Annotated in this window: 19 protein-coding genes; 1 reads left to right on the top strand and 18 read right to left on the bottom strand. The window is 37.7% G+C overall.

All coding sequences use genetic code 11. The features are described 5' to 3' along the window. Positions 1 to 23: 23 nt before the first annotated feature. The 7 genes from ISG33_RS02385 to ISG33_RS02355 form a co-directional block, all read right to left on the bottom strand. Complete coding sequence (locus tag ISG33_RS02385; protein WP_195731955.1) at positions 24 to 1,037, bottom strand: hypothetical protein; 1,014 nt, start codon at positions 1,035 to 1,037, stop codon at positions 24 to 26. Positions 1,038 to 1,208: 171 nt separating this feature from the next. Beyond that, entirely contained in the window at positions 1,209 to 1,886 is a 678-nt protein-coding gene (locus tag ISG33_RS02380) for a sulfotransferase family 2 domain-containing protein (RefSeq protein ID WP_195731954.1), read from the bottom strand. Positions 1,887 to 1,912: 26 nt separating this feature from the next. Further along, positions 1,913 to 2,797 carry a hypothetical protein gene (locus ISG33_RS02375; protein ID WP_195731953.1) on the bottom strand — a complete coding sequence of 295 codons (885 nt, stop codon included), beginning with the start codon at positions 2,795 to 2,797 and terminating at the stop codon, positions 1,913 to 1,915. Next, a complete protein-coding gene (locus tag ISG33_RS02370) occupies positions 2,794 to 3,630 on the bottom strand; it encodes a glycosyltransferase family protein (RefSeq protein ID WP_195731952.1) in 837 nt (278 codons plus the stop codon). The genes ISG33_RS02375 and ISG33_RS02370 overlap by 4 nt, the downstream gene beginning before the upstream one ends. A 45-nt stretch (positions 3,631 to 3,675) precedes the next feature. Further along, complete coding sequence (locus tag ISG33_RS02365; protein ID WP_195731951.1) at positions 3,676 to 4,374, bottom strand: class I SAM-dependent methyltransferase; 699 nt, start codon at positions 4,372 to 4,374, stop codon at positions 3,676 to 3,678. Positions 4,375 to 4,435: 61 nt separating this feature from the next. After that, a complete protein-coding gene (locus ISG33_RS02360; RefSeq protein WP_195731950.1) occupies positions 4,436 to 5,368 on the bottom strand; it encodes a glycosyltransferase family protein in 933 nt (310 codons plus the stop codon). A 45-nt stretch (positions 5,369 to 5,413) separates the two neighbouring features. Then, on the bottom strand, positions 5,414 to 6,121 hold the full coding sequence (locus tag ISG33_RS02355; protein WP_195731949.1) for an FkbM family methyltransferase: 708 nt from the start codon (positions 6,119 to 6,121) through the stop codon (positions 5,414 to 5,416). A 352-nt stretch (positions 6,122 to 6,473) separates the two neighbouring features. Here ISG33_RS02355 and ISG33_RS02350 point away from each other — a divergent pair, with 352 nt between their 5' ends. Further along, entirely contained in the window at positions 6,474 to 6,806 is a 333-nt protein-coding gene (locus tag ISG33_RS02350; RefSeq protein ID WP_195731948.1) for a ComEA family DNA-binding protein, read from the top strand. 157 nt (positions 6,807 to 6,963) lie between these two features. On the opposite strand, the gene galU is transcribed toward ISG33_RS02350, so the two are convergent. The 11 genes from galU to ISG33_RS02295 all read right to left on the bottom strand — a co-directional run bounded on the left by galU (position 6,964) and on the right by ISG33_RS02295 (position 20,280). After that, the gene (gene galU / locus ISG33_RS02345; RefSeq protein WP_195731947.1) at positions 6,964 to 7,851 is read right to left on the bottom strand and encodes a UTP--glucose-1-phosphate uridylyltransferase GalU; all 888 of its coding nucleotides are present in this window, start codon (positions 7,849 to 7,851) and stop codon (positions 6,964 to 6,966) included. Positions 7,852 to 7,875: 24 nt separating this feature from the next. After that, positions 7,876 to 9,216: a UDP-glucose dehydrogenase family protein gene (locus tag ISG33_RS02340; protein WP_195731946.1), complete on the bottom strand. Its 1,341-nt coding sequence runs from the start codon at positions 9,214 to 9,216 to the stop codon at positions 7,876 to 7,878. 170 nt (positions 9,217 to 9,386) lie between these two features. Continuing rightward, on the bottom strand, positions 9,387 to 11,336 hold the full coding sequence (locus tag ISG33_RS02335; protein WP_305040882.1) for a polysaccharide biosynthesis protein: 1,950 nt from the start codon (positions 11,334 to 11,336) through the stop codon (positions 9,387 to 9,389). Positions 11,337 to 11,586: 250 nt separating this feature from the next. Then, positions 11,587 to 12,159, bottom strand: a complete 573-nt coding sequence (locus ISG33_RS02330; protein ID WP_229333427.1) for a sugar transferase — start codon at positions 12,157 to 12,159, stop codon at positions 11,587 to 11,589. Between the two features lie 3 nt (positions 12,160 to 12,162). Then, positions 12,163 to 13,125 carry a UDP-glucose 4-epimerase family protein gene (locus ISG33_RS02325; RefSeq protein WP_195731945.1) on the bottom strand — a complete coding sequence of 321 codons (963 nt, stop codon included), beginning with the start codon at positions 13,123 to 13,125 and terminating at the stop codon, positions 12,163 to 12,165. Beyond that, a complete protein-coding gene (locus ISG33_RS02320) occupies positions 13,122 to 13,865 on the bottom strand; it encodes a glycosyltransferase family 2 protein (RefSeq protein WP_195731944.1) in 744 nt (247 codons plus the stop codon). Before ISG33_RS02320 ends, ISG33_RS02325 begins: the two co-directional genes overlap by 4 nt. Before the next feature lie 110 nt (positions 13,866 to 13,975). Further along, positions 13,976 to 15,145, bottom strand: a complete 1,170-nt coding sequence (locus ISG33_RS02315) for a glycosyltransferase (protein ID WP_195731943.1) — start codon at positions 15,143 to 15,145, stop codon at positions 13,976 to 13,978. Beyond that, positions 15,114 to 16,043, bottom strand: coding sequence for an NAD-dependent epimerase/dehydratase family protein (locus tag ISG33_RS02310; protein ID WP_195731942.1), 930 nt, complete (start codon positions 16,041 to 16,043; stop codon positions 15,114 to 15,116). Before ISG33_RS02310 ends, ISG33_RS02315 begins: the two co-directional genes overlap by 32 nt. Before the next feature lie 19 nt (positions 16,044 to 16,062). Continuing rightward, positions 16,063 to 16,803 carry an acyltransferase gene (locus ISG33_RS02305; RefSeq protein ID WP_195731941.1) on the bottom strand — a complete coding sequence of 247 codons (741 nt, stop codon included), beginning with the start codon at positions 16,801 to 16,803 and terminating at the stop codon, positions 16,063 to 16,065. After that, positions 16,793 to 17,719, bottom strand: coding sequence for a glycosyltransferase family protein (locus ISG33_RS02300; protein ID WP_195731940.1), 927 nt, complete (start codon positions 17,717 to 17,719; stop codon positions 16,793 to 16,795). The genes ISG33_RS02305 and ISG33_RS02300 overlap by 11 nt, the downstream gene beginning before the upstream one ends. Positions 17,720 to 19,128: 1,409 nt before the next feature. Further along, entirely contained in the window at positions 19,129 to 20,280 is a 1,152-nt protein-coding gene (locus ISG33_RS02295; RefSeq protein WP_195731939.1) for a TDP-N-acetylfucosamine:lipid II N-acetylfucosaminyltransferase family protein, read from the bottom strand.

Here is a 20,280-nt window from a genome sequence, read left to right as displayed (position 1 = left end):
CTGTAAGCTCTTTCATTTTTCTTTTAACTTTTTGATTGTAACGAGAGTGTTATCTTTTCAACACACAATGGCAGTAAAAACTTCGCAACTAAAATTATCAACATCCCACTTGCCAACGAAATATACTCAAGCAAGATAAATACCAATGCTGAGACTACTAACAAAACGAACCCTGTAAGAAGCATAGAGTGGTCAGTATCAAGTGCTTTAATCATCAAAAAGCTAAGCACGATACCCAATAAACTGACGGAGATAGGAAATGCAATTATCGCGCTTGGAGCAAAAAAATATGTAGCAACTGAGGTGGTAATAATTACTCCTCCGATCGCATAGCACACCATTTGTACTTTTGATTTGCGAGCTACCTTCAAAAACTGACTGCGACTCGCAATTATTATTGTGCTAGTAATACCAGCAAAAACCGAGGCGACAACTGAAACAATTGCATAGTGATCGGCGCTAAATGTTAACTCTGGCCCATGTTTTAAGACAATCAGTCGGTCGACCGAAATCCAAGCAAAAGTTCCGATACTGTAAATCAACTGTGCAATTACAGTAATTGATACAAGCGGTGATGAGTGTGCGAAAAAAGTCTTAAGATAGTCAAGCTTTAGCACCTTATAAAACGAGAACCAATGACAAACAGTTGCAATAAAAATAAACAATAAGAACGCGCTATAGTCGTCACTAGCTAATAAATTACTGATAGTGGGGATTGAAATTGACCAGAATGCTAAGAATATAAAATAGTAAACATGTTGCTTAGTATTTGCTTTATCAATATCTGATTGATATATACCCACACAGATATTGTAATTCGCTGCCAACGCACCTAGAAACGTAAAAACGAAAACGTCGTTTAGTGCTGCTGGGTAAAAAATATAAAAATAGATGTTGATCAGCAATAAGCTAAGAACCGAAGAAAACACATGATAAATGGGTAACTTCATTAACTTCTTATCAACGGCACACCTTATGATGTAACCACCAATAGGTAAACTCGGTACTATTCTGCACAGACCGAAGAGTGTCACCAAAAGTAGTAAGTTCTCCTTTTTTTCTAAACTGCTGAAATAAAAAAGAGACATTATCAGCGGTAAGTACTTTCCAAACGAAAGAATAACCGGCAATTTAAAATACGCTAACGATTGAAAAGCCAACTTAATCATTGACTATGAACCAAAGTAATTGTGTTAATTTTTTCCTGACTACTTTTCATTAATGAGCGCCTTTTTATAGAATCCATATTCATTTGACATCTTTTCAGAGGCTAATTCGCTCAATAGTTCCTTTGAAATTTCGCATTCTGACGCATTTTTACTTTTATTAACTTCATCGCCGTTACTGACTGAGTAGAAGCTAGCAAGAAACATTGATATTTTGTTTAAAGGTATAAGTTTACTTGGTGATATGAGAGCCTTATTCGCAATTTCATATTGAAAATCCCAATGTGGATTAGCATTCTCTGGGAGCACACTCCAATTGATAAAGCTCTCTAGCTGATCGTTTAGGTTATTATTTAGCAAAAAGCGTTGATATCGCTTTCTTAGTTTTAAAAAAATTGCCTTCGACTCTTCTGACTCTTCGCTGGAAAATGATTTCATTTTGTCGTTATATGCGCTATTGAGACGCAGCAAAGGCTCTCTCAGAAACATGACAACACTCACTTTGTCTCTCTTTAGCTTGAGCTTTATAAAAAAATGACAGAAATGGAACTTTTGAGCACAGACCGAAAAGTGATAGCGCGTAGCTTTGCGAATATCTGTATTACTTGCGGATGAGTTTGTTTCAATGGCATTGTCATAAAGCACCTTTCGAAGAAACGTAGAGCCTACTTTCGGGTTTTCTACAAACAACAAGCCTGTCTTATGATCAAAGATATGCATATCGCAATAACGTTTGATTTTATTTTTTATAAGTTTAGGGGATAGCAAACGTAGCATGCTGCAACCATCCTTTGAATGTTATCTTGGCTTGGTAAAATCGTTAGAGGGTAATGAATTGAATCTGCAACGATTAAGTTTGCGATAGGTGTTTCGCCATAATATGTTACCGGGATCCCACAAGTTATCGCTTCTAGCCCTAGAGTGCTGTTATAGACGCATAAGCACTTTATTTTAGATACCGCTAACTCTTGGATAGACATTGTTGACAAAGCATTTGAGCGATTTGAATCGAGTGGATGATACTTTATTAAGGTTTCATCATGCTTTGATAGGGCTGCTTCATACTCTTTGAAATTTATACTCTTATTAGGTGAATATGTTATCGAGAAATCACCTTCTGTTTGCACCGCCATGATAGTTTTGTCTTCAATCGATTTTTCTATTTGCTCAATCTCTTTCCAACCATACTTACAGCGACCAGAGCGAATTGCTAGTATTTCGGCATCGGCTTTCTCTTCGATACTTGCTGGAATTAGCGCCATATTGGCAAACGATTTAAGGTTGAGCGCTAAGCGGCTATCTTTGTTGCAACAATAATATGGATATCCAAACTCGTAGGTGATTTTTTCAGGGATAGGCTGTTTTCTCCAAACATCTTTGGAACGATAGAAGCCATCTTCAAACGAGACTATGGAGGACATAGAAAACCCTAAATCGTGCAATCTAGCTCCCCAAGTGAAAATCAGCTTGCTGCCCCACCAGGCTATAATTTTTCTGAGTGAATCATGACTAAAACCGAGTCTACTAAACTTAGCCATCGGCACGGGAATAATTAACATACGATAATGCCAACAAAGAGAGAGCAAAGTTAAAAATGGAAGACCCACGCCTAGCGCTAATTTGGATTTCATCGAGCCATCCTCTTACAGATTTTTTCAATGACGTTTTCTATTTTTAAATCAAAATGTGTTGTTCTCTCTCTTAGATTATTAGTTCTTTGTAACAAGTGCCGAAAGTGTTGATTTTCTTTCCAGTCTATTGGCCATGCTTGAGTGGATAAATAAAGAGGTTTGCACCATTTAAAATGAAGGTAGGAAGGTTCACCTAAGGAGCGAGTTTGTTGCTTTCTAAATATTTTACCCCAAATAGTACCGAATCGATTATTAACGCTAAGTAATTCACACATCTTTCCGTTTACAAATTTAGATTTTTCGGCCTGAAAGTGCCTTATTTCGCTGCCAGTATGTACTTTTTCAGTGGTAAATTTTCCATCAAAAGCAAGGTCGATTCCGTATTCAGTAATATATTGAGTTCCCTTTCTCAGCATATTTATTAAATTTACATAGCAAGGAAGTGCGATCATATCAGCATCCCACTTTGTTACCGTTCGGAACTTACACTTACTCAAACACCAGTTGTAAAAATAGGTTCTTGAGAAAACTGAGTTTTCATCTTGGTATTGATAGCCTGAACCATTTGGTAAAGATAAAAAAGGGTATTCAAAATTGACAACATTATCAAATCGTCGCGATAGCTCTTGCGCTTCGCTCAAAGTATTGTCTTCTGAAGGTTGAATACATATTACAATCTCATCGTAATACGCTTGAATCGATTCAATTGACTCCTTTAACATGAGCTCTTCATTCTTTACACGAACCATAGCAGAAAGCCCCTCGGGGCGCTCTAAGGGTGTCCTTATGTTGAATTCGTTAATACCTTCGGTATTTTGTATTGCATAGGTCATTGGAAGTAGATTACCTTTAAAACGCCTTTGAGCTTAAGCCAGAAATTACGACAGATATGTTTCAGTACTGCGATATGATGTTCCATATTTGGCTCCATCCATTCTGGGGATCATATCGCTGGGCAGCCACTTGCTGAGTCTTTCAATATCATTGAAGTCCCATGCCAAATCATTCATGTCCAGTTCGTTACGCTTTGCTGCGCAAATAACCGAAATGTTGTATCCGTAGTTCAATACAACCGCGTCTTTGCAGTCAAAGCCGGCCAATACCATACGATAGATAAGTAATGCGGGTGTCCACAATGTTACATGACCTCCTACAAATTCTGATTTGGCTGGTGGTACGGTTATGGCAACAAAACCATTCTGACTCGAAACAGCTAAGAGTTTAGTTAAAAATTCATGGGTATGTATGGTGTGCTCTAAAACATGTGACGCCCAAACTAAATCATATTTATTAGAAAACTCGTAACTAACAAAGTCTCCTACAATGACATCTTTTTTATCCGTATATGCCCTTGATTTACCAAAGTCGAATCGTGTGACGCTCTTTCCTCTTGATGCATAGATGTCTGCATGCACTCCTGCACCACTCCCTATATCTAAGACACTGTTAAATTCCAAATTATTGAGCGTGTAATCAAGAGCAATATCGGAGAGTAGTTTTTGACCAAAAATAAACTGATTATGTGCAGGCTTATTGAGTTTTAAGCCTCGCCCTAACTGCTTAAGTTTGATTTTCATTTTTGCAAATAACACTATTCGGTTCTCCGCCATTTGTTAGGTTCAATTCGTTTCAATTAGATCAAGGAACTAGCTTTAAAGCCTGAAAAAGGCCAAATGAATTCAGTTGAGCATGCCAAGAGTAAACTTCCAATCCGTTTTTAGCTGGATGAAAGTTGATTAGTGCACTGTCAACCTGCAGCCAGCTCTCTTTTATATCCAATTGCTTCTTAACCACAATCGTCTCGTTATGTTTGCTTGCTAGATCATCAATCCATTGATAACTATTGCTTAAAATAGGCAAACCTGCAGCCAAATATTCGTACACTTTTGTGGCCGTTTGATATACGTACGGCCTTTCTGTCGGCATAAGGTTCAAGCCTGTTTTAGCCCTTGAAAGGAAATATGGAATTTCAGATTGTTTTTTACGTCCAAGTAATTCTACGTGAGGTAGTGTAGACACCAAGTCCTCTACAGACTTATCGAAACTACCAATTATAGCTAAGGATTTACCTGCTTGATTTAAAGCCGATAGCTCAGCATGAAAAGCTAGAAGTCGGCTAGTTTCACCTACATAAATAAAGTCATAGGTTTTTTCTGAATGTTCTGTATTAAAGAAATAGTCTGGGACGCCCATATCCCGATAGAACGATGGAACCTTATCTTTAAAATTAAACTGTCGTTCTACCCATTTGTTTAAAAAAATTCTGTACGTAGGCTTTGGATGCAGTAGTCGTTTTAATTTATCTTTAAGAAAAGCAAAACGTCCGACACTTGCCGAGGCATATTCATGCACAACGATCGGAGTGTTTTTAAAGCGTTTTGGTATTGTTGGTGCTTTTCCACAAATTATCCAGATGACGCCAGCGTCATCTGGTACTTGTTCAACAGAAGTATGGCGCGAGACCTTAATGTCAAAATTACTGAGAAACTGAGTATAAGCCTCAAGCTCCGGAAGATAGGATTTTCCGGGCTCAATAAAACAGATGCTGTTTATAGCAATATCCTTAGACATCGATAATCTCGCTATTCGGCATATCAGGATAAGGAATGCTCATACTCACATCCATTTTAACACGTGGATGCCTTTGTATTGCAGGCGACTTATAACTTGAGCTAAAGCATCTTTATAGGTTTTTTGTTCTGACTGCTCCATAATAGCCCAGTGGTCCTCGATACAAACAACACTATTACTATCAATCATATCAATCAACTCATTCAATATATCTAGCTCAGCCCCTTCTGCATCAATTTTAATCAGTGAAGGAACTTCCCAATTAACTGAGGTATCCCGAGGGTTCTTTACAATCACTTTTTGCGCATCGTTACCGTACGCATTACTTTTGTGAGCAAATACAATCGATGCCGCTCTCGATTGATGCTCTCCGTCTACTTTAATAGGAGTACTGAGAATTGCCTCACAGGAAGACTTCCCTAATGCAATCGCGTGGACGTGCACATCTTTGAGCTCCGACTCTAGCTTTGTTGCGATCGCTAGATTTGGTTCAAAACAGTGAACTTCGCTAAATGGACCAATACTTTTCACTATTTTTTTTAGTTCAAAACCGTCATTAGTACCAATATCAATATATTGCTTTATGTTCCGTTTGCTAACTTGTTTACCAAGATAAGCAATAACCCAAGTTAAGGGAACGAGTCTAATGGCATTAGTTTGCCTAAAAGTTGCCACAGCGGCATTCTTTGATACAAGCCCAATTATGCTTATGGCGAGATGCACTATTTGTTCCTTCAGATTCTTACTACTCATGTGGCTCCCGCTTGGCTGGAATTGCTAAAGCTCATAATTGACTCACCTAGATGTATTTTCAATGTAAACTTTCTTAGCATTAGCACATATCATACCAATAAAACTATTATAGGCAGGGCTCAAATGAGCCATTAGAGACTTAAGTTTGAGTTTTAGCGTCAATAATCAGACATAAGCTCGGGGAATTGAATCCGAGTCAATATCGCCCCCTTTATACAACATAAAATAACCTACACGACAAGGTAACTAAAAAACTGCGCTGTTAGACAGTATATTTATTATTGAAGCTACCATAAGATCAATCCGTGCCTGTGCACACCAATTAGGAAATTATCTAAAAAAGGAATTAATCATGAAAAATCTACAATTATTGCTTGCGAGTGTTGCTCTTGCGTCAGCCTGCAGTATGACTCCAGCTATTGCGTCATTCGGATATGAAGACGCATCATCATTGAATGCTGAAACACTAAATACTGTTAGTAAAAGTTTGGAAAACAAAATTAATATCAACACAGCGAATGCGGATGAACTGACAGCACTTCCTGGTATTGGCCAGAAAAAAGCAGAAGGAATCATTGAGTATCGAAAACTTAATGGAGAGTTTAAAACTGTTGATGAACTGGTAAATGTAAAAGGTATTGGCGTTAAGATGGTCGCCAAGATCAGTGACATGGTTAAAGTATAACTAGTAGAGTTTGCAGTGCTAATAGGTAAACTAAGACATCGGGCTACTAGCTTTGCCTATAAAAAACCCCTCTTTCAATGTTAAGGGTCTTGTTTTACAGGACCGCCGTAACTGTGAGTGGGGTTTTTCTAATGCTATTTAAAACTGAGTGCTATATTTATAGCGATTTAAGGTACTCTGTAAATTCCTCACCTAACTCAGGGTGACGCATTGCGTACTCAACATTCGCCTTCATATAGCCAAGTTTACTGCCGCAATCATGGCTCTTACCTTTCATATAATAAGCATCTACCTGCTCATGCTCCATGAGTGCATCGATAGCGTCAGTTAATTGAATTTCACCACCGGCACCAGGAGGTGTTTTCGCTAATAAATCCCAGGTTTTTTCCGACATTACATATCTGCCTACGACTGCAAGATCAGATGGCGCATCTTCGAGGTCTGGCTTTTCAACCATTTTGTGAATTTTTGCGGACTCACCTGGCTGGATAGCTTTTCCTTCCAAATCCGCTATACCAAATTTTGATACATCTTCCTGAGCCACTTGCTCAACCATAACTTGACTAACGCGACTGGTGTTAAATTTAGCAACCATGTCAGCTAGGTTGTCTTTTTTGGGGTTACTTGCAACGTCATCAATGATTACGTCGGGAAGAACTACTGCGAAAGGCTCATCGCCAATCAGAGGGTATGCACACATAACCGCATGCCCTAACCCACTTGCGACTCCTTGGCGAACATGCATTATGGTTACATCTTTAGGGCAAATAGCCTGAACTGCCTCAAGAAGCTGTCGTTTTACCCGCTTCTCTAGGGTTGCTTCAAGTTCGAAAGAGGTATCGAAATGGTTTTCAATACTATTTTTACTGGCATGAGTAACTAGTACAATTTGCTTTATTCCAGCTTGCACACACTCGTTTACTACATATTGGATGAGGGGTTTATCCACCACAGGTAGCATTTCTTTTGGAATAGCCTTGGTAGCGGGCAACATTCTCGTTCCCAAACCTGCAACTGGAATAACTGCTTTTTTTACTTGACTCATTTCGTATACATTCCTTTCTATTACTTAGTGTGCTTTTACAGCGAGTGCTCTGCCGATAGCATAGTAATGCAATCCGTATTCCGACATTAACGAAGGTTCAAATAGGTTTCTTCCATCGAAGATTACTTGGTCTTTTATGGTGGCCTTAATCAACTCAAAATCAGGTGCTCTAAACGCCTGCCACTCTGTACAAATAACCAAGCAATCGGCATTTGTTAATGCTGACTCTTTTGTGCCCATTAGTGCTAAGTCAGAGCGGTTACCATAGATGCGTTGAGTTTCTTCCATTGCCTCAGGATCAAAGGCTTGCACCTTAGCGCCCTGCTCCCAAAGCTTCTCCATTAATACTCTCGAAGAAGCCTCTCGCATATCGTCTGTATTTGGCTTGAAGGACAGCCCCCAAAGCGCAATCGTTTTACCTTTTAAGTCGCCTTTGTAGAAGTCCATTAAATAATCAAACAGTTTTTCTTTTTGACGATAGTTAACGGCTTCCACCGATTCCAATATCTTTGCTTTGTAACCAACACCGTTTGCACTACGAACGAGCGCTTGCACATCTTTGGGGAAACACGAGCCGCCATAACCACAACCAGGATAAATAAACTGGTAGCCTATTCGTGGATCGCTGCCTATGCCCTTGCGCACATTTTCAATGTCAGCCCCCATCAACTCAGCCAAATTGGCCATTTCATTCATGAAGCTAATTTTTGTTGCTAACATGCAATTGGCTGCGTATTTGGTAAGCTCTGCGCTTCGTACATCCATGACAATAATTTTGTCGTGATTACGGTTGAAAGGACTATATAACTCACGAAGCTTCTTCTCTGCAAACTCGCTTTCTGTGCCCAAGATGATGCGGTCGGGACGCATACAATCATTTACGGCTGCGCCTTCTTTTAGGAACTCTGGGTTTGAGACGACGTCAAAAGTGAGGTCTTTATCTAGCTCTTGTAGGGTAGCAGATACAGTGGCAATCACCTTATCTGCGGTGCCTACCGGAACGGTCGACTTGTTGATGATAATCTTGTGGTTTTGCATGTGAGTTGCTACAGTTTTTGCGACTGCCTGCACATACTTTAGATCCGCTGAGCCGTCTTCATCTGGTGGTGTACCAACTGCAATAAATACAATCTCACCGTGTTTGACCCCCTGCTCAGCATCGGTAGTAAATTTAACGCGCCCTTGCTCGAAGTTAGTGGTGACCAGTGGAGTTAAGCCTGGTTCATAGATCGGGATAATGCCTTTTTCCAAATTATCTACTTTGTTTTGGTCAACATCGACGCAAACAACCTCATGGCCTACTTCTGCTAGAACGGCGGCTTGTACTAGGCCGACATAGCCGATGCCGAAGACGGTTACTTTCATTTGGAGAGTTCCTTTTAAGTATTTCATTTTGTTAATTGTCTGGGACAGTATGTTTGCATGGTGATATCAAACAAATTCTTCTCAAATCAGCGGTAGTTCAAATTTGGTAAACGGTGTTACCAAAATAGTCTACTAGAGTTGTTGTTAACTATATTGTATCAAAAGCGCACCTAATTTCGTTGCAAATTTATAACTTCTGCTGATTCAGGTTGTGGTTCTTCAGACCGTCGAGCTGCCCATACTAAATCACAAATACCGTCTGTAGGGTTGAAGCCTGTAGGTGCATTTAGAAGGATCTCTCTAATACTTTCATGATCAAACTCATGACATTTCGTATCTAAAATGTCGAGTAGAGGCTCAAGGTCTTCCCAACTCAACATTGCTTCACTGGCAGTCATTATACGTTCGTGAAAAGTTTCTTGGACATTATCACCAATGAGTAGCTCTTCAAACAACTTTTCACCTGGGCGCAAGCCTGTGCATTCAATTTTAATATCGCCATTCGGATTAGCTTCGTCTTTAATCTCCAAACCAGATAAGCGCACAAGTTTCTCGGCAAGATCCTTGATTTTCACAGCATCTCCCATGTCGAGAACAAATACGTCCCCCCCTTTACCCATAGCGCCAGCTTGAATAACCAGCTGTGCAGCTTCGGGGATAGTCATAAAATAGCGAGTGATGTCTTCATGGGTAAGTGTTATCGGCCCCCCCTCTTGTATTTGACGCCTGAATAGCGGGATTACCGAACCAGAGGAACCAAGGACGTTGCCGAAACGAACCATACAAAAGCGAGTTGACTTGTTGAAGGATGCCTGAGACAGAGCTTGGAGAACCAATTCAGCCATTCTTTTTGATGCGCCCATAACGTTTGTTGGTCGCACTGCTTTATCGGTAGAAACCAATACAAACGTTTCAACCCCTGCGTTAATGGCAGCTTTTGCAGCGTAATATGTGCCAAATACGTTGTTTCTAATGCCTTCAACAACATTATGTTCGACTAATGGAACATGTTTATAGGCGGCTGCGTGATAAATGGTGTTTACATTGAACGCCGTCATAACGTTTTCCATACGGTTAATTCTCTGTACGGACCCCATGAGGGGGAAAAGTTTAATTTTCAAACCATTTTTATGGATATACTCGCTCAGCTCTTTTTCTATTTGATAAAGAGCGAATTCTGATAATTCAAATAAGACTAACTTTGCTGGTTTGAATTTAAGAATCTGACGACACAGCTCTGAACCAATAGAGCCGCCAGCACCGCTCACAAACACGTTTTTACCGGTAATGTTTTGTGCCATTAATTGCGGAAGAGGCGTCACTGGCTCACGCCCCAGTAAGTCTTCGATTTCAACCTCTATCAGTTCAGACGCGTTAAAATTCCCTTCTATTACGTCTTTAATACCAGGAATTGTTTGGACTCGAATTTGATACTTTTCTAAAGAGTTAATTATGCGGTTCCGCGCTGAGCGACTTGCACTAGGCAAAGCAAGCAAAACTCTTGTTGCCTTACCTGCATCAATTAACCCTTTCAGCTCAACCAAAGAAATGACAGGAATACCTTGTATTACGGAGCCATGTTTTGTTTCATCGTCATCAATGAAGGCTGATACATAATACTCTTGACCAATAGCGACTCCTGTTGCAAGTTGGCGACCTGCTGAGCCAGCGCCGTAAATCACCACAGGTTGTTTGTTAGAGCCGGTGAATTGTGTAACCAGAGCGCGAATAAGAAGCCTCGCGCCTCCGACAGTTAGCAATATCAAGGCACAATAAATCAATGGCATTGTTCTAGGTACAGCTGTTGTAGAGAAAAATGCAATAAGCACTAATGCTGCAGTTGATAACATAGTTCCAGCAACGACAGCCCACACAGCTTGCGAGCTCATATAGCGCAACACAGCTCGGTATAAGCCAAGCTTAACAAATATTAGAATACTAAGAGGAAGCAAGCCGGAAAGAATTAGCCAGTAGTTTATGTTTGAAAACACTGAAAAGCTATCAATGCGTATTACCAGCGCAGCCCAAAAAGAAATTGCGATGAAAAGTGAATCGACTGTGAGAGTAATCAAACGTTTTTTTGGACGAGATAGATTTAGTATAGTGTTTAGGCTTATCACTTTTGAACTCTTCTAATTTTTAGACTACCGATGTAGGGCGCTTTATAAACATAGCGTCCAATAGAATAAACATAAAATGCTGAAGCTGGACACTATTTTAATTACCATAAAAATTAATCAGATTCATTTATGACAATTAAACACTTTCACATTCTAGCACCAGTTACAGTAAAAGTAATGATGTAATCCTATTAGTCGAAATGACACAATGATGGTACTTAAATTTAGAGTACCATCACTTACCTATTCACTATTGATTGTCGCTTTTTACTCTGTCACCCGAGCCTTTCCCAGTTATAGTCATAATAATGAATTTGAAGTAATGGATTAATGACAGTTCAGAAATCATCTTTTGATCAGTTTCTGCAAGCAGTTTAGGCGTAGACATATCAATAGTACGAACCTGCGCCAGCCCAGTAATACCAGGCAATACAGCATAAACACCTCGGCTATCGCGTTCAAAAATTAATTCATCCTGATTAAACAAATTTGGCCGAGGGCCTACAAAACTCATCTCCCCTCTCAAAACATTAATTAACTGAGGCAACTCATCTATTTTAGTTTTACGCAAAAAGCCACCCAATTTAGTAACAGAAGCTGCACTTGCAAGATGGCTAGCTACCGATTTGGTTTCAATCGCCATAGTGCGGAATTTAATAAGTTTAAATGGCCGTTTATTTTTACCCATGCGTTGTTGAATAAAGATCGGCGAGCCGGTATCAAAGTAACCAACAATGGTAACAACAATTAAAATTGGAAAAGTGGCAAGCAGACCAAAGAAAGCCAGCAAAAAATCGAGGACGCGGATTATAATTGTATTCATCTGTTATCTATATCTTTTATTTGAACTGAGAGTTGCAAGATAAGCATCTGCTGTTTTTTTCATAGATTCAGCCGAACTGCATGGTGGCCTCCAGTTTAGCATCTCTTTTGTTTTTGATATATCAACTTCTAAAGACCCACATAAACGTTGTGCAATAGCAGCCTTACCCATTAGTTTTACAGCCAAAATAAACCATGTACTAGGAATAGACAATAATCTATTAGGCGCTCCTAATGCGGTTGCCATATTGGCCAATAATTGAGAGGTTGAAACATCATTATCGTCAGACACCATAAAAGTTTGGTTCGCCGCATTAGAATGTTCAATACAAGTGACAATTAAATGAACTAAATTATCTACAGACACTAAGCTTCGTTTGTTCCCTCTAATACCACCTAGTGGCAATGGAACCCCTTTGTTCATCCATTTCATCATGGAAGCAAAGTTTGCCTTGACTCCAGGACCATAAACTAATGGTGGACGAATTATTACAACCTCCATGCCCGTATTTTTTGCAATTTCGCGTAATCCAACTTCAGCTTCATACTTACTTAAACCGTAAGGATCGGTAGGTACAAATTGGTCATCAGGCCTGAACGGAGAATGTGGCTCGGTTGATTCGCCGTTCACTTTGATTGAACTAATAAAGATAAAACGTTTTACACCAGCATCCGAGGCTTGCTGAGCAAGATTAAGCGTACCGTAGGTATTTATCTCTCGAAACGCCTCTAATGGATTTGTTGCGCTATCACTCATAATATGAACACGAGCAGCGCAGTGAATAAGTACATTCGTATCTTGCAAAGCAACGGCAAAATCGGTGTTGGCATTAATTTCGCTCTCAAAGAATGAAGTGCTTGCTATTATTGAAGGCTTCCGCCTTCCTAAACATCGTACGTTTCTATTCTTTAAAGCATCAAGCAATGCCTTACCAACAAATCCAGTTCCTCCAGTAAGCAATATCATTTAAAAATATAACCCATGATTTTACTCGGATACTTAGACATAATAGAAAACCAATTTGCTTTTATTCCGTTGCTCCGGCAGGACGCCAATATTTCTTTGTTCAGAGTGTAATTCGACATAAAACCAGAGGTGCTAACCCCTCCTAAACGCATTTTTACAATTTCTTCGTCCAAATAGGTAAAAGAGGTATTTGGCAACGAAAAAATCCTCAAAAGCATATCAAAATCAGCAGCTATCTTAAAATCAGTACGGTACAAACCTGCTTTTTCATAACACTCTTTTTTTGCGTAAAAAGAAGGATGAGCAGGCATCATTCCACGTGAGAACTTTGATTTTTTAAATCCAGCAGATGAATAACGTCTTTTCTTAATTGAAAAATCATGCTCTGAATAAAAACCGATATCACCATATATACCATCGCTATTACCAATGGCTGAAACCAAATTAAGAACAGTTTCATCGCTTGCGAGGATATCATCTGAATTCAGCACACCAACAATATCCCCAGTCGCTAACTTAATACCTTTGTTCATCGCATCATAAAGTCCATTATCAAGTTCGCTAACATGTACTTTAACGACATCTTTATATTTTGACACAATTTCGTTGGTACAATCGTTAGAATTACCATCAATAATAATATATTCAATTGTAGGATAAGTCTGAGATTGAACTGATTTTATAGTATCTTCAATTGTTTTCTCAGAATTAAAGCATACTGTAATGATTGACACTTTCATTTAATAAATATTTCCAAATATACAATGGGTATAAAGTTCACTCGCCTTAAAATAAATTAGACAATTCACCTTAACCATATAATAGACAATCGTTTTAGTTTTTTAGCTTATTATTTGAATACTACCGATTTTATCGCATATTCCAGTTCGTCAAAAAAACGTTTCTGCAAATCAAGTTCGGGTTGGGCGGTAGGCATCACTTTTGTCTTTGTAGTTGAGCAAATTAATACAGCAAGTGATTCGATATTTTGGGGATCGAAAAACAAGAATTCACCATGTTTTGGCTCTTGCTCTCTATGTATAGGGATATCGGAAAGAATCATCTTCTTATTGAGAGCTTTAGCTTCTTCGACAGTACTACTCCAACCTTCAAATAAAGACGGGTTGAGAACGAAAGAACTTCCAGCCATTAAAGCTAGAACATCACTACCAGGTACTAAACCGAGAACACTGTATTCAGCCGACGTGATTTCCATAGCTCGAATGAGTGTTTCGCATTTTTTAAATGACTCCGACTCAGTGCTACCTGTAGAAACAATCTGAAATGATTTTTCCCCCTTCGATCGGAGAAACTCAATAGCTCGCAAAACAACTTCATGGTTTTTATGAGGCCAATATTGATTGGGTAAGAATATATACTTATCTTCAAGTTGGTACTTTTCTTTTACGGCTTCAATATCTTTTTGGGGTACACTTGCTGCCTTGACAGCAAACCTTACAACAAACAACTTATCCTCTGGAGTTGCATAAGTTTTTAAAAAACTATTTTTAGCATCGTAACTACTTAAAACAATACCAGATGAAAACTTTGCTTGCGCTAAAAAGCCAATATTTCGTTTTAGTTTTTTCAGCATTGAAAACATTTTCGGGAGATATATGTGCTGTAGGTCAGGGATCCAATATAAAACGGGAGTTTTAAAGTTCCATCCAAAAAAGGTAGCGTTGCTGTAAAAAACATCAATATTGTGTTTCTCAGCTAAAAGAGAAATAGCCTTATCTTTACCAAGAAGAACTGCAGATAAAACCTCAATTAATTTTTGCTGAGTAGATTTAACATAAACTAGCTGAACATTATTCATGGATGAGAGCAACTCTGCAAAATCGCTATCAATATCACGGGACATGAAAACTATTACTTTGATATTGGTCGAATATTCAGCGAGTAATGTCACTAATCTTAAGTAATAATTTGCTCCGCCCATCCATAGTTTTGGAGATGGAAAAAAAATCCCCAGTCTTATATGTCTATTATTCATGATTTTGTTTGTACCAATTGACATACTGAGCAACACCCTCATCTAATTTAACTTTGTATTTTTCACATAGGCTATCTTTAAACTCGCAATCTGAAACTAAAGAAAATGGATCGCCAGCTCGAGATAAATTGTTAAAAACAATGTCAATGTCAACTTGACCGTTGAACCAATGTTTGCATAAAAGCGAAATAAGTTCCGCTACGGTATGTTTCTTTCCCGTCCCCATATTTACGACCGAGGGACTTAGGTTCCCCAAACTACCAAGAGTATAGAGACCATCACAAACGTCACTGATGTGAATCCAATCCCGCTCCTCATTACCTGTTCCAAAACAAGTTAAGGTTGTTGAGTTTTCTATATTTCTGAGTCTATTACACGTATCCCAAAGCAATTGCTTTTTTAAGCCGTTACCATAAACTGAAAATATCCTTAAAGCGGTAATTTTTAAATTATGATTTGAACGATACATCGAAGCTAGACGCTCAATCATCTCTTTGTGGTAACCATAATTAGAATAAGGGTTAACTCTTGAGTTTTCCGAGAGCTTTCCACCTGAGTGACTGCCGTATACAGCAGCACTCGACGCAACAATCACATTAGTTTCCGGTGAATTTACACGAACCCATTCGAATAATAATGAAGCAGTATTGACACTTTTACAAAAGTCTTCGAAAGGGTTGTCCACTGCGGTCCCGACCGAAGAGCCACCAGCAAGATGATAAATAGTCTTAGGTTTACCCTTCATTAGCTTAAGAAGTTTATTAAGGTTATTGAAATCAACATAGCCACTTATAAAATTATGACTTAATTTTTTCTCACTTCCATTACCAATACCGTATACATCGCAGTCTTGCTGAGAAAGTTTATTTACAAGGTTGCTTCCAATAAAGCCAAAACAACCGGTTACGATAACTTCATTCAAAATTGAGCCTTTTCTATAATTAAATGATACTACTGAAATTTTTTGCTGCCAAAATATAAGGCATCAAGATTAAATCATTACCTTTCTCCACTAACTCTAAATACTCCTCTTGACTCGGAATTAAGGATTCATCTATATCTGTTTTTACCCATTTTTGAGATGAAAAATCATACCTTTTGATTACTTTTGCTGGATTACCAACGACAATGGAAAAAGGTGGAATATCGTGTAAGACAACTGATTTAGCACCAATAATTGAACCGTGACCGATACTCACATTACCGATAACGGTTGAGCCGTAGCCGAAAAAACAATTAACCCCGACTTGTATTATATTTTCACTATCCACTCCTGTTCTGATGTAAGGAGTCATGACCGAGTCAATATTATGAGATGCACCAATAAATGAACAATTCGACGTAGTTAACGCATATGCACCAATGGTAATATGTGCTCCTGCAGTTAAAAAATTATTTTCACCAATAAATGAATTATCACCAATAGTAATAGCCTTTATGCCTTGACTATCTCGATGGTTAACATTCAGCCACGTACGATTGCAAATAACCACATTACGACCTAATGAAACTTGTTTCCAGCCAGTTACTCGCGCAGTTCTTGATATGGTACATTTAAAAAAATATTTATATCTATAAAAATACCCCATAGAACCTATTATGAAATAATAACCACGCAGCATCGCCAGACCTAACTTGCTTTTTGCTAACTCTTTGAGGTTTCCCTTCAGACTATTTAACATGGAAGACTCTTTTTAGAAGAGATTTGATGTAACCTAATATCTTTCTATTTAAACGTTTTCTAAAATGCTTTTGTAAGGATCTAACCTTAAATTCACACAGTTGAACAACATCTGGATAATCGATATTGGATGTAGCGTAGGAGTTGGCTGATGAAAACAATTCACTTGAAGTATAAGATGAATGAGTACCTCCATCATTAAAACCATCATTGACGACCAAGCTTTGTGGTGGATATAGTGTCAAACCATTATACGAGTAAACATAAGAATACCACCGAATGGCCCAAGAGCTTATTTTTCCACTGTATTCCAAACTAATCATCCTTGAAAAATTAAACGACCCACCAAAGTTATATCTTTTCTTATCACTTTTTGTCATTAATAAAGACTGGTAATTTGTAGTCAAATCAAAACCCTTCCACCTACTTCTCCATGTAGCCCAGCCCCAAGAGGTTATTATAGGTAAAAAAAACGCATCTGTCCCTTCTTCAGGGTTATAGTTATAACCCGATATTTGATAGACCTTTTCATTCCCATCGTATTTAATTAACCCAGTCCGCATATAGTTGTAAAACTCTGGCTCTAACTTCAAATCATCTTCAATAACTATTACAGCCTCATATTGCTTCAAAACATCAGATATACCACCATGAATAGAATGTTTGAGCCCCAAATTATCTTCCCTTGAAATAATTGTTGCTTGAGAGATCAACTCGGACGATACTTGAAAACACTCATTAGTAAGAACTCGTTCTTTCAAATTTCTAGGGCCATCAATGTAAACAAAAATATCATCTGTTTGTGCATTAAAACAACTGAGATATGATTTAATAGTATTTTTCAATTTATCAGGTCTATTAAATGCGAAAAAGACAACTGCTATTTTTAGACCTTTACTGTGTTTTACTTCTTTCATGATATTTCTCTTTTATCTCATCTCTGATTAGCTGAAGTTTATTTCATGTACGTCTGCAAAGTGAAAACAACCAATATCAACTAATATACCGTACCAGTCTAGTAGCTCATCTAATTGTAGGCTTTATGGTTCGTTTTTTTGACAGTTTATAATCAATAAATATAAACAACATAAGCAAGTAGTAGAACCAGTGGACAGTTCTCAAGCTATACTGAAAAAATACAACCATAGATAAAGTAAAGATTGAAACTGATATTAATTTGATGTGAATGGTCGACATTCGATCTATTTTATTAGTAAGCCATGCGAAAAAAATAAACGTACAATAAAACAAAAGGATTGACACCCTGTAAATTTCACCCGCCCCCCCTATGACTCTCGCGCTATCTATTTTCCATAATTCCTCGTTAACAATAGCTGGTTTAAATACAAATGATGGAAAAGGGGAAAGGCTATATAATAAATCATGAATTCCAAACAAACCTTTTTGGGTTTCATTAACGTAAGTAAAGTGCAGTATAGAAAAGCTTGTGAGGTAACCTATAGAGCCTGCAAAAATAATAAAAAAGTTAACTAAAGATTCAAATAAATAACCAAAAAAGGTAAATACGCTAAGTTTGTCATCAACCGTCCTTACTCCCATAGAAAACACGAACATATATGTCAAAATAAAAACAAAAAAGGTAGTCTTCAGATACTTCTTTTCCATGTACGCAGAGATTACAAGTCCAAATAACGGAATTAGTGCAGATCGACTACCGTCAAACCAAGCAACACAAAAAGCCAATAACAACGAAAACGTAGCAATCAACGTTCTAGTCCACCCCTTAGTTAAAAACACAAGAAAGCATTGGATTATTAAGAAAAACTGACTGAATTTACCTTCAAAAATCCTTTTAATATGCGCATTGCTAGATAAGTAATCATCAAAATTAGTAATAAACTGACTTAAAAAATATAAGACGATAATGAGCTGGAAAAACCAACAGTATAAGGTACGCTTCTTCACGACAAAAAAGTGGTTATTTTTACTTACATTTACAGAAATTAAGTTGTTAGTTGAATGTTTATGTTTATGTTTATGTTTATGTTTATAATCAAAACATCTGTATGAAACACCATACAATAACAATGATGAGAGTAGAATAATTACAGTACCCCATAACTCCTCAATTGAAACTAATTGATTGTAGGAAAATGGGGTCGGTATCATATCGTATGAAACCCCTAAGTAAGAGATAATCAATGAAAACAATATATATGCAACAAGGACAAATTTAGTCATAATAATTTAAGACCAACATCGTACCCCACTTCTATTCGGTTAGATATTTTCAGCATTAATGAATACAAATTACTTAAAAACAATAATAAAATGCAATTAGTTAAAGTGGGAGAAAACAAAAAGTCTACTCCTTATCTGGCAGCAAGGCTAACTGTACTAGTGATTCAGTTCTCTTTTTTATAACACTATGTGACCATGTCAATTTAAGTTTCTCTCGATTTAAATTAACTTCTCTTTGCGATAGTTTACCGCTAAGTAGAGACGGCTGCTCTTTAAGCTCTTCAATACTAAAAATAACAAAACCCAGGTTTTTCAAGTATAGGAGTGCGGGTGAAGCTTGATTCAAAAACACTTTTGCCCCCAAATAAAGCATGATCACAATATTGCCTAGAGCCTGTTGCCTTTTGTGGTTCATAATAACAAAACCACAACTTTTAATTATATTAATATATTCAGTTAATTCTAAAAAAGCATTGAGCGGATAAAAATCATCACCAAACAACTGGTAGCCTTTTTTAACAACCTCATCACCATATTCTTTATTACCGTAAGACAAAGGGGTGATTAACTGTTTTTTATTAAAAGGAATTTTGGAAAGCAAAGCAAACGTATCAAAGTGATTATTAGTTATCGCAGCGCTATTGCCGACCAATATATTATCGCCCGAAACTTCTTGGTCAGTAAAGTCTTTCAACCAATTCCGTTCTAAACTACCATAATTCCATGCCGAATAAGCTGGAAATTTATTTAAAAGTAAGCTGTTTTTTAAAAGCTCATATTCATCGGGTAGAACTGGTGAGAAAATTTTTATTTTACTAATACAATACTTGACTGATGGCTTTAAACTAAATGGGTACTTTACACAATCAGATAATATCCTACTAATGCTTTTTCTATTGTTGAAGCTAGCTACTCTAGTCAACGGTTCTAGTTGGTCCTCTCCTTGATAACCATCTATATATCTATAGTAGTCATATCCCCAACCCAACCAGATAAAAGTTGTTTTTGTTGAAGCGAAAAGAACAATAGGTAAAAACCAATCAGATAACCCATGCAATACCACAACATCGTACTTTTTAATTACAGAAGAATAAAATATAGGATTGAAACGATTAAGAGGGTTAACCCTACTACAACTAACCCCTTTCGATTTAACAAGCTTTATAGGGCTATTTGAAAAAACTATCAAAGAGTTTTCTTTAGGGTAGGATTCCTCAAAAATTTCTAGGGCCATATCAATAAATTTTTCATCAGGAGCTAAGTGAAGTATTTTCAT

Source organism: Marinibium conchae, assembly GCF_015595035.1.
Taxonomy (GTDB): domain Bacteria; phylum Pseudomonadota; class Gammaproteobacteria; order Enterobacterales; family Alteromonadaceae; genus Glaciecola.
Note: the sequence above shows the minus strand (reverse complement) of the source record. Positions and strands in the feature narration are given on the sequence as shown.

Bases quoted from the DNA above. Each gene is read 5' to 3' on its own strand.
- ISG33_RS02365 (WP_195731951.1), bottom strand. From the start codon at position 4,374: ATGAAAATCAAACTTAAGCAGTTAGGGCGAGGCTTAAAACTCAATAAG.
- ISG33_RS02300 (WP_195731940.1), bottom strand. From the start codon at position 17,719: ATGAAAGAAGTAAAACACAGTAAAGGTCTAAAAATAGCAGTTGTCTTT.
- ISG33_RS02375 (WP_195731953.1), bottom strand. From the start codon at position 2,797: ATGAAATCCAAATTAGCGCTAGGCGTGGGTCTTCCATTTTTAACTTTG.
- ISG33_RS02325 (WP_195731945.1), bottom strand. From the start codon at position 13,125: ATGATATTGCTTACTGGAGGAACTGGATTTGTTGGTAAGGCATTGCTT.
- ISG33_RS02355 (WP_195731949.1), bottom strand. From the start codon at position 6,121: ATGAGTAGTAAGAATCTGAAGGAACAAATAGTGCATCTCGCCATAAGC.
- ISG33_RS02380 (WP_195731954.1), bottom strand. From the start codon at position 1,886: ATGCATATCTTTGATCATAAGACAGGCTTGTTGTTTGTAGAAAACCCG.
- ISG33_RS02360 (WP_195731950.1), bottom strand. From the start codon at position 5,368: ATGTCTAAGGATATTGCTATAAACAGCATCTGTTTTATTGAGCCCGGA.
- galU (WP_195731947.1), bottom strand. From the start codon at position 7,851: ATGAGTCAAGTAAAAAAAGCAGTTATTCCAGTTGCAGGTTTGGGAACG.
- ISG33_RS02295 (WP_195731939.1), bottom strand. From the start codon at position 20,280: ATGAAAATACTTCACTTAGCTCCTGATGAAAAATTTATTGATATGGCC.
- ISG33_RS02370 (WP_195731952.1), bottom strand. From the start codon at position 3,630: ATGACCTATGCAATACAAAATACCGAAGGTATTAACGAATTCAACATA.
- ISG33_RS02340 (WP_195731946.1), bottom strand. From the start codon at position 9,216: ATGAAAGTAACCGTCTTCGGCATCGGCTATGTCGGCCTAGTACAAGCC.
- ISG33_RS02350 (WP_195731948.1), top strand. From the start codon at position 6,474: ATGAAAAATCTACAATTATTGCTTGCGAGTGTTGCTCTTGCGTCAGCC.
- ISG33_RS02315 (WP_195731943.1), bottom strand. From the start codon at position 15,145: ATGTCAATTGGTACAAACAAAATCATGAATAATAGACATATAAGACTG.
- ISG33_RS02330 (WP_229333427.1), bottom strand. From the start codon at position 12,159: ATGAATACAATTATAATCCGCGTCCTCGATTTTTTGCTGGCTTTCTTT.
- ISG33_RS02305 (WP_195731941.1), bottom strand. From the start codon at position 16,803: ATGTTAAATAGTCTGAAGGGAAACCTCAAAGAGTTAGCAAAAAGCAAG.
- ISG33_RS02320 (WP_195731944.1), bottom strand. From the start codon at position 13,865: ATGAAAGTGTCAATCATTACAGTATGCTTTAATTCTGAGAAAACAATT.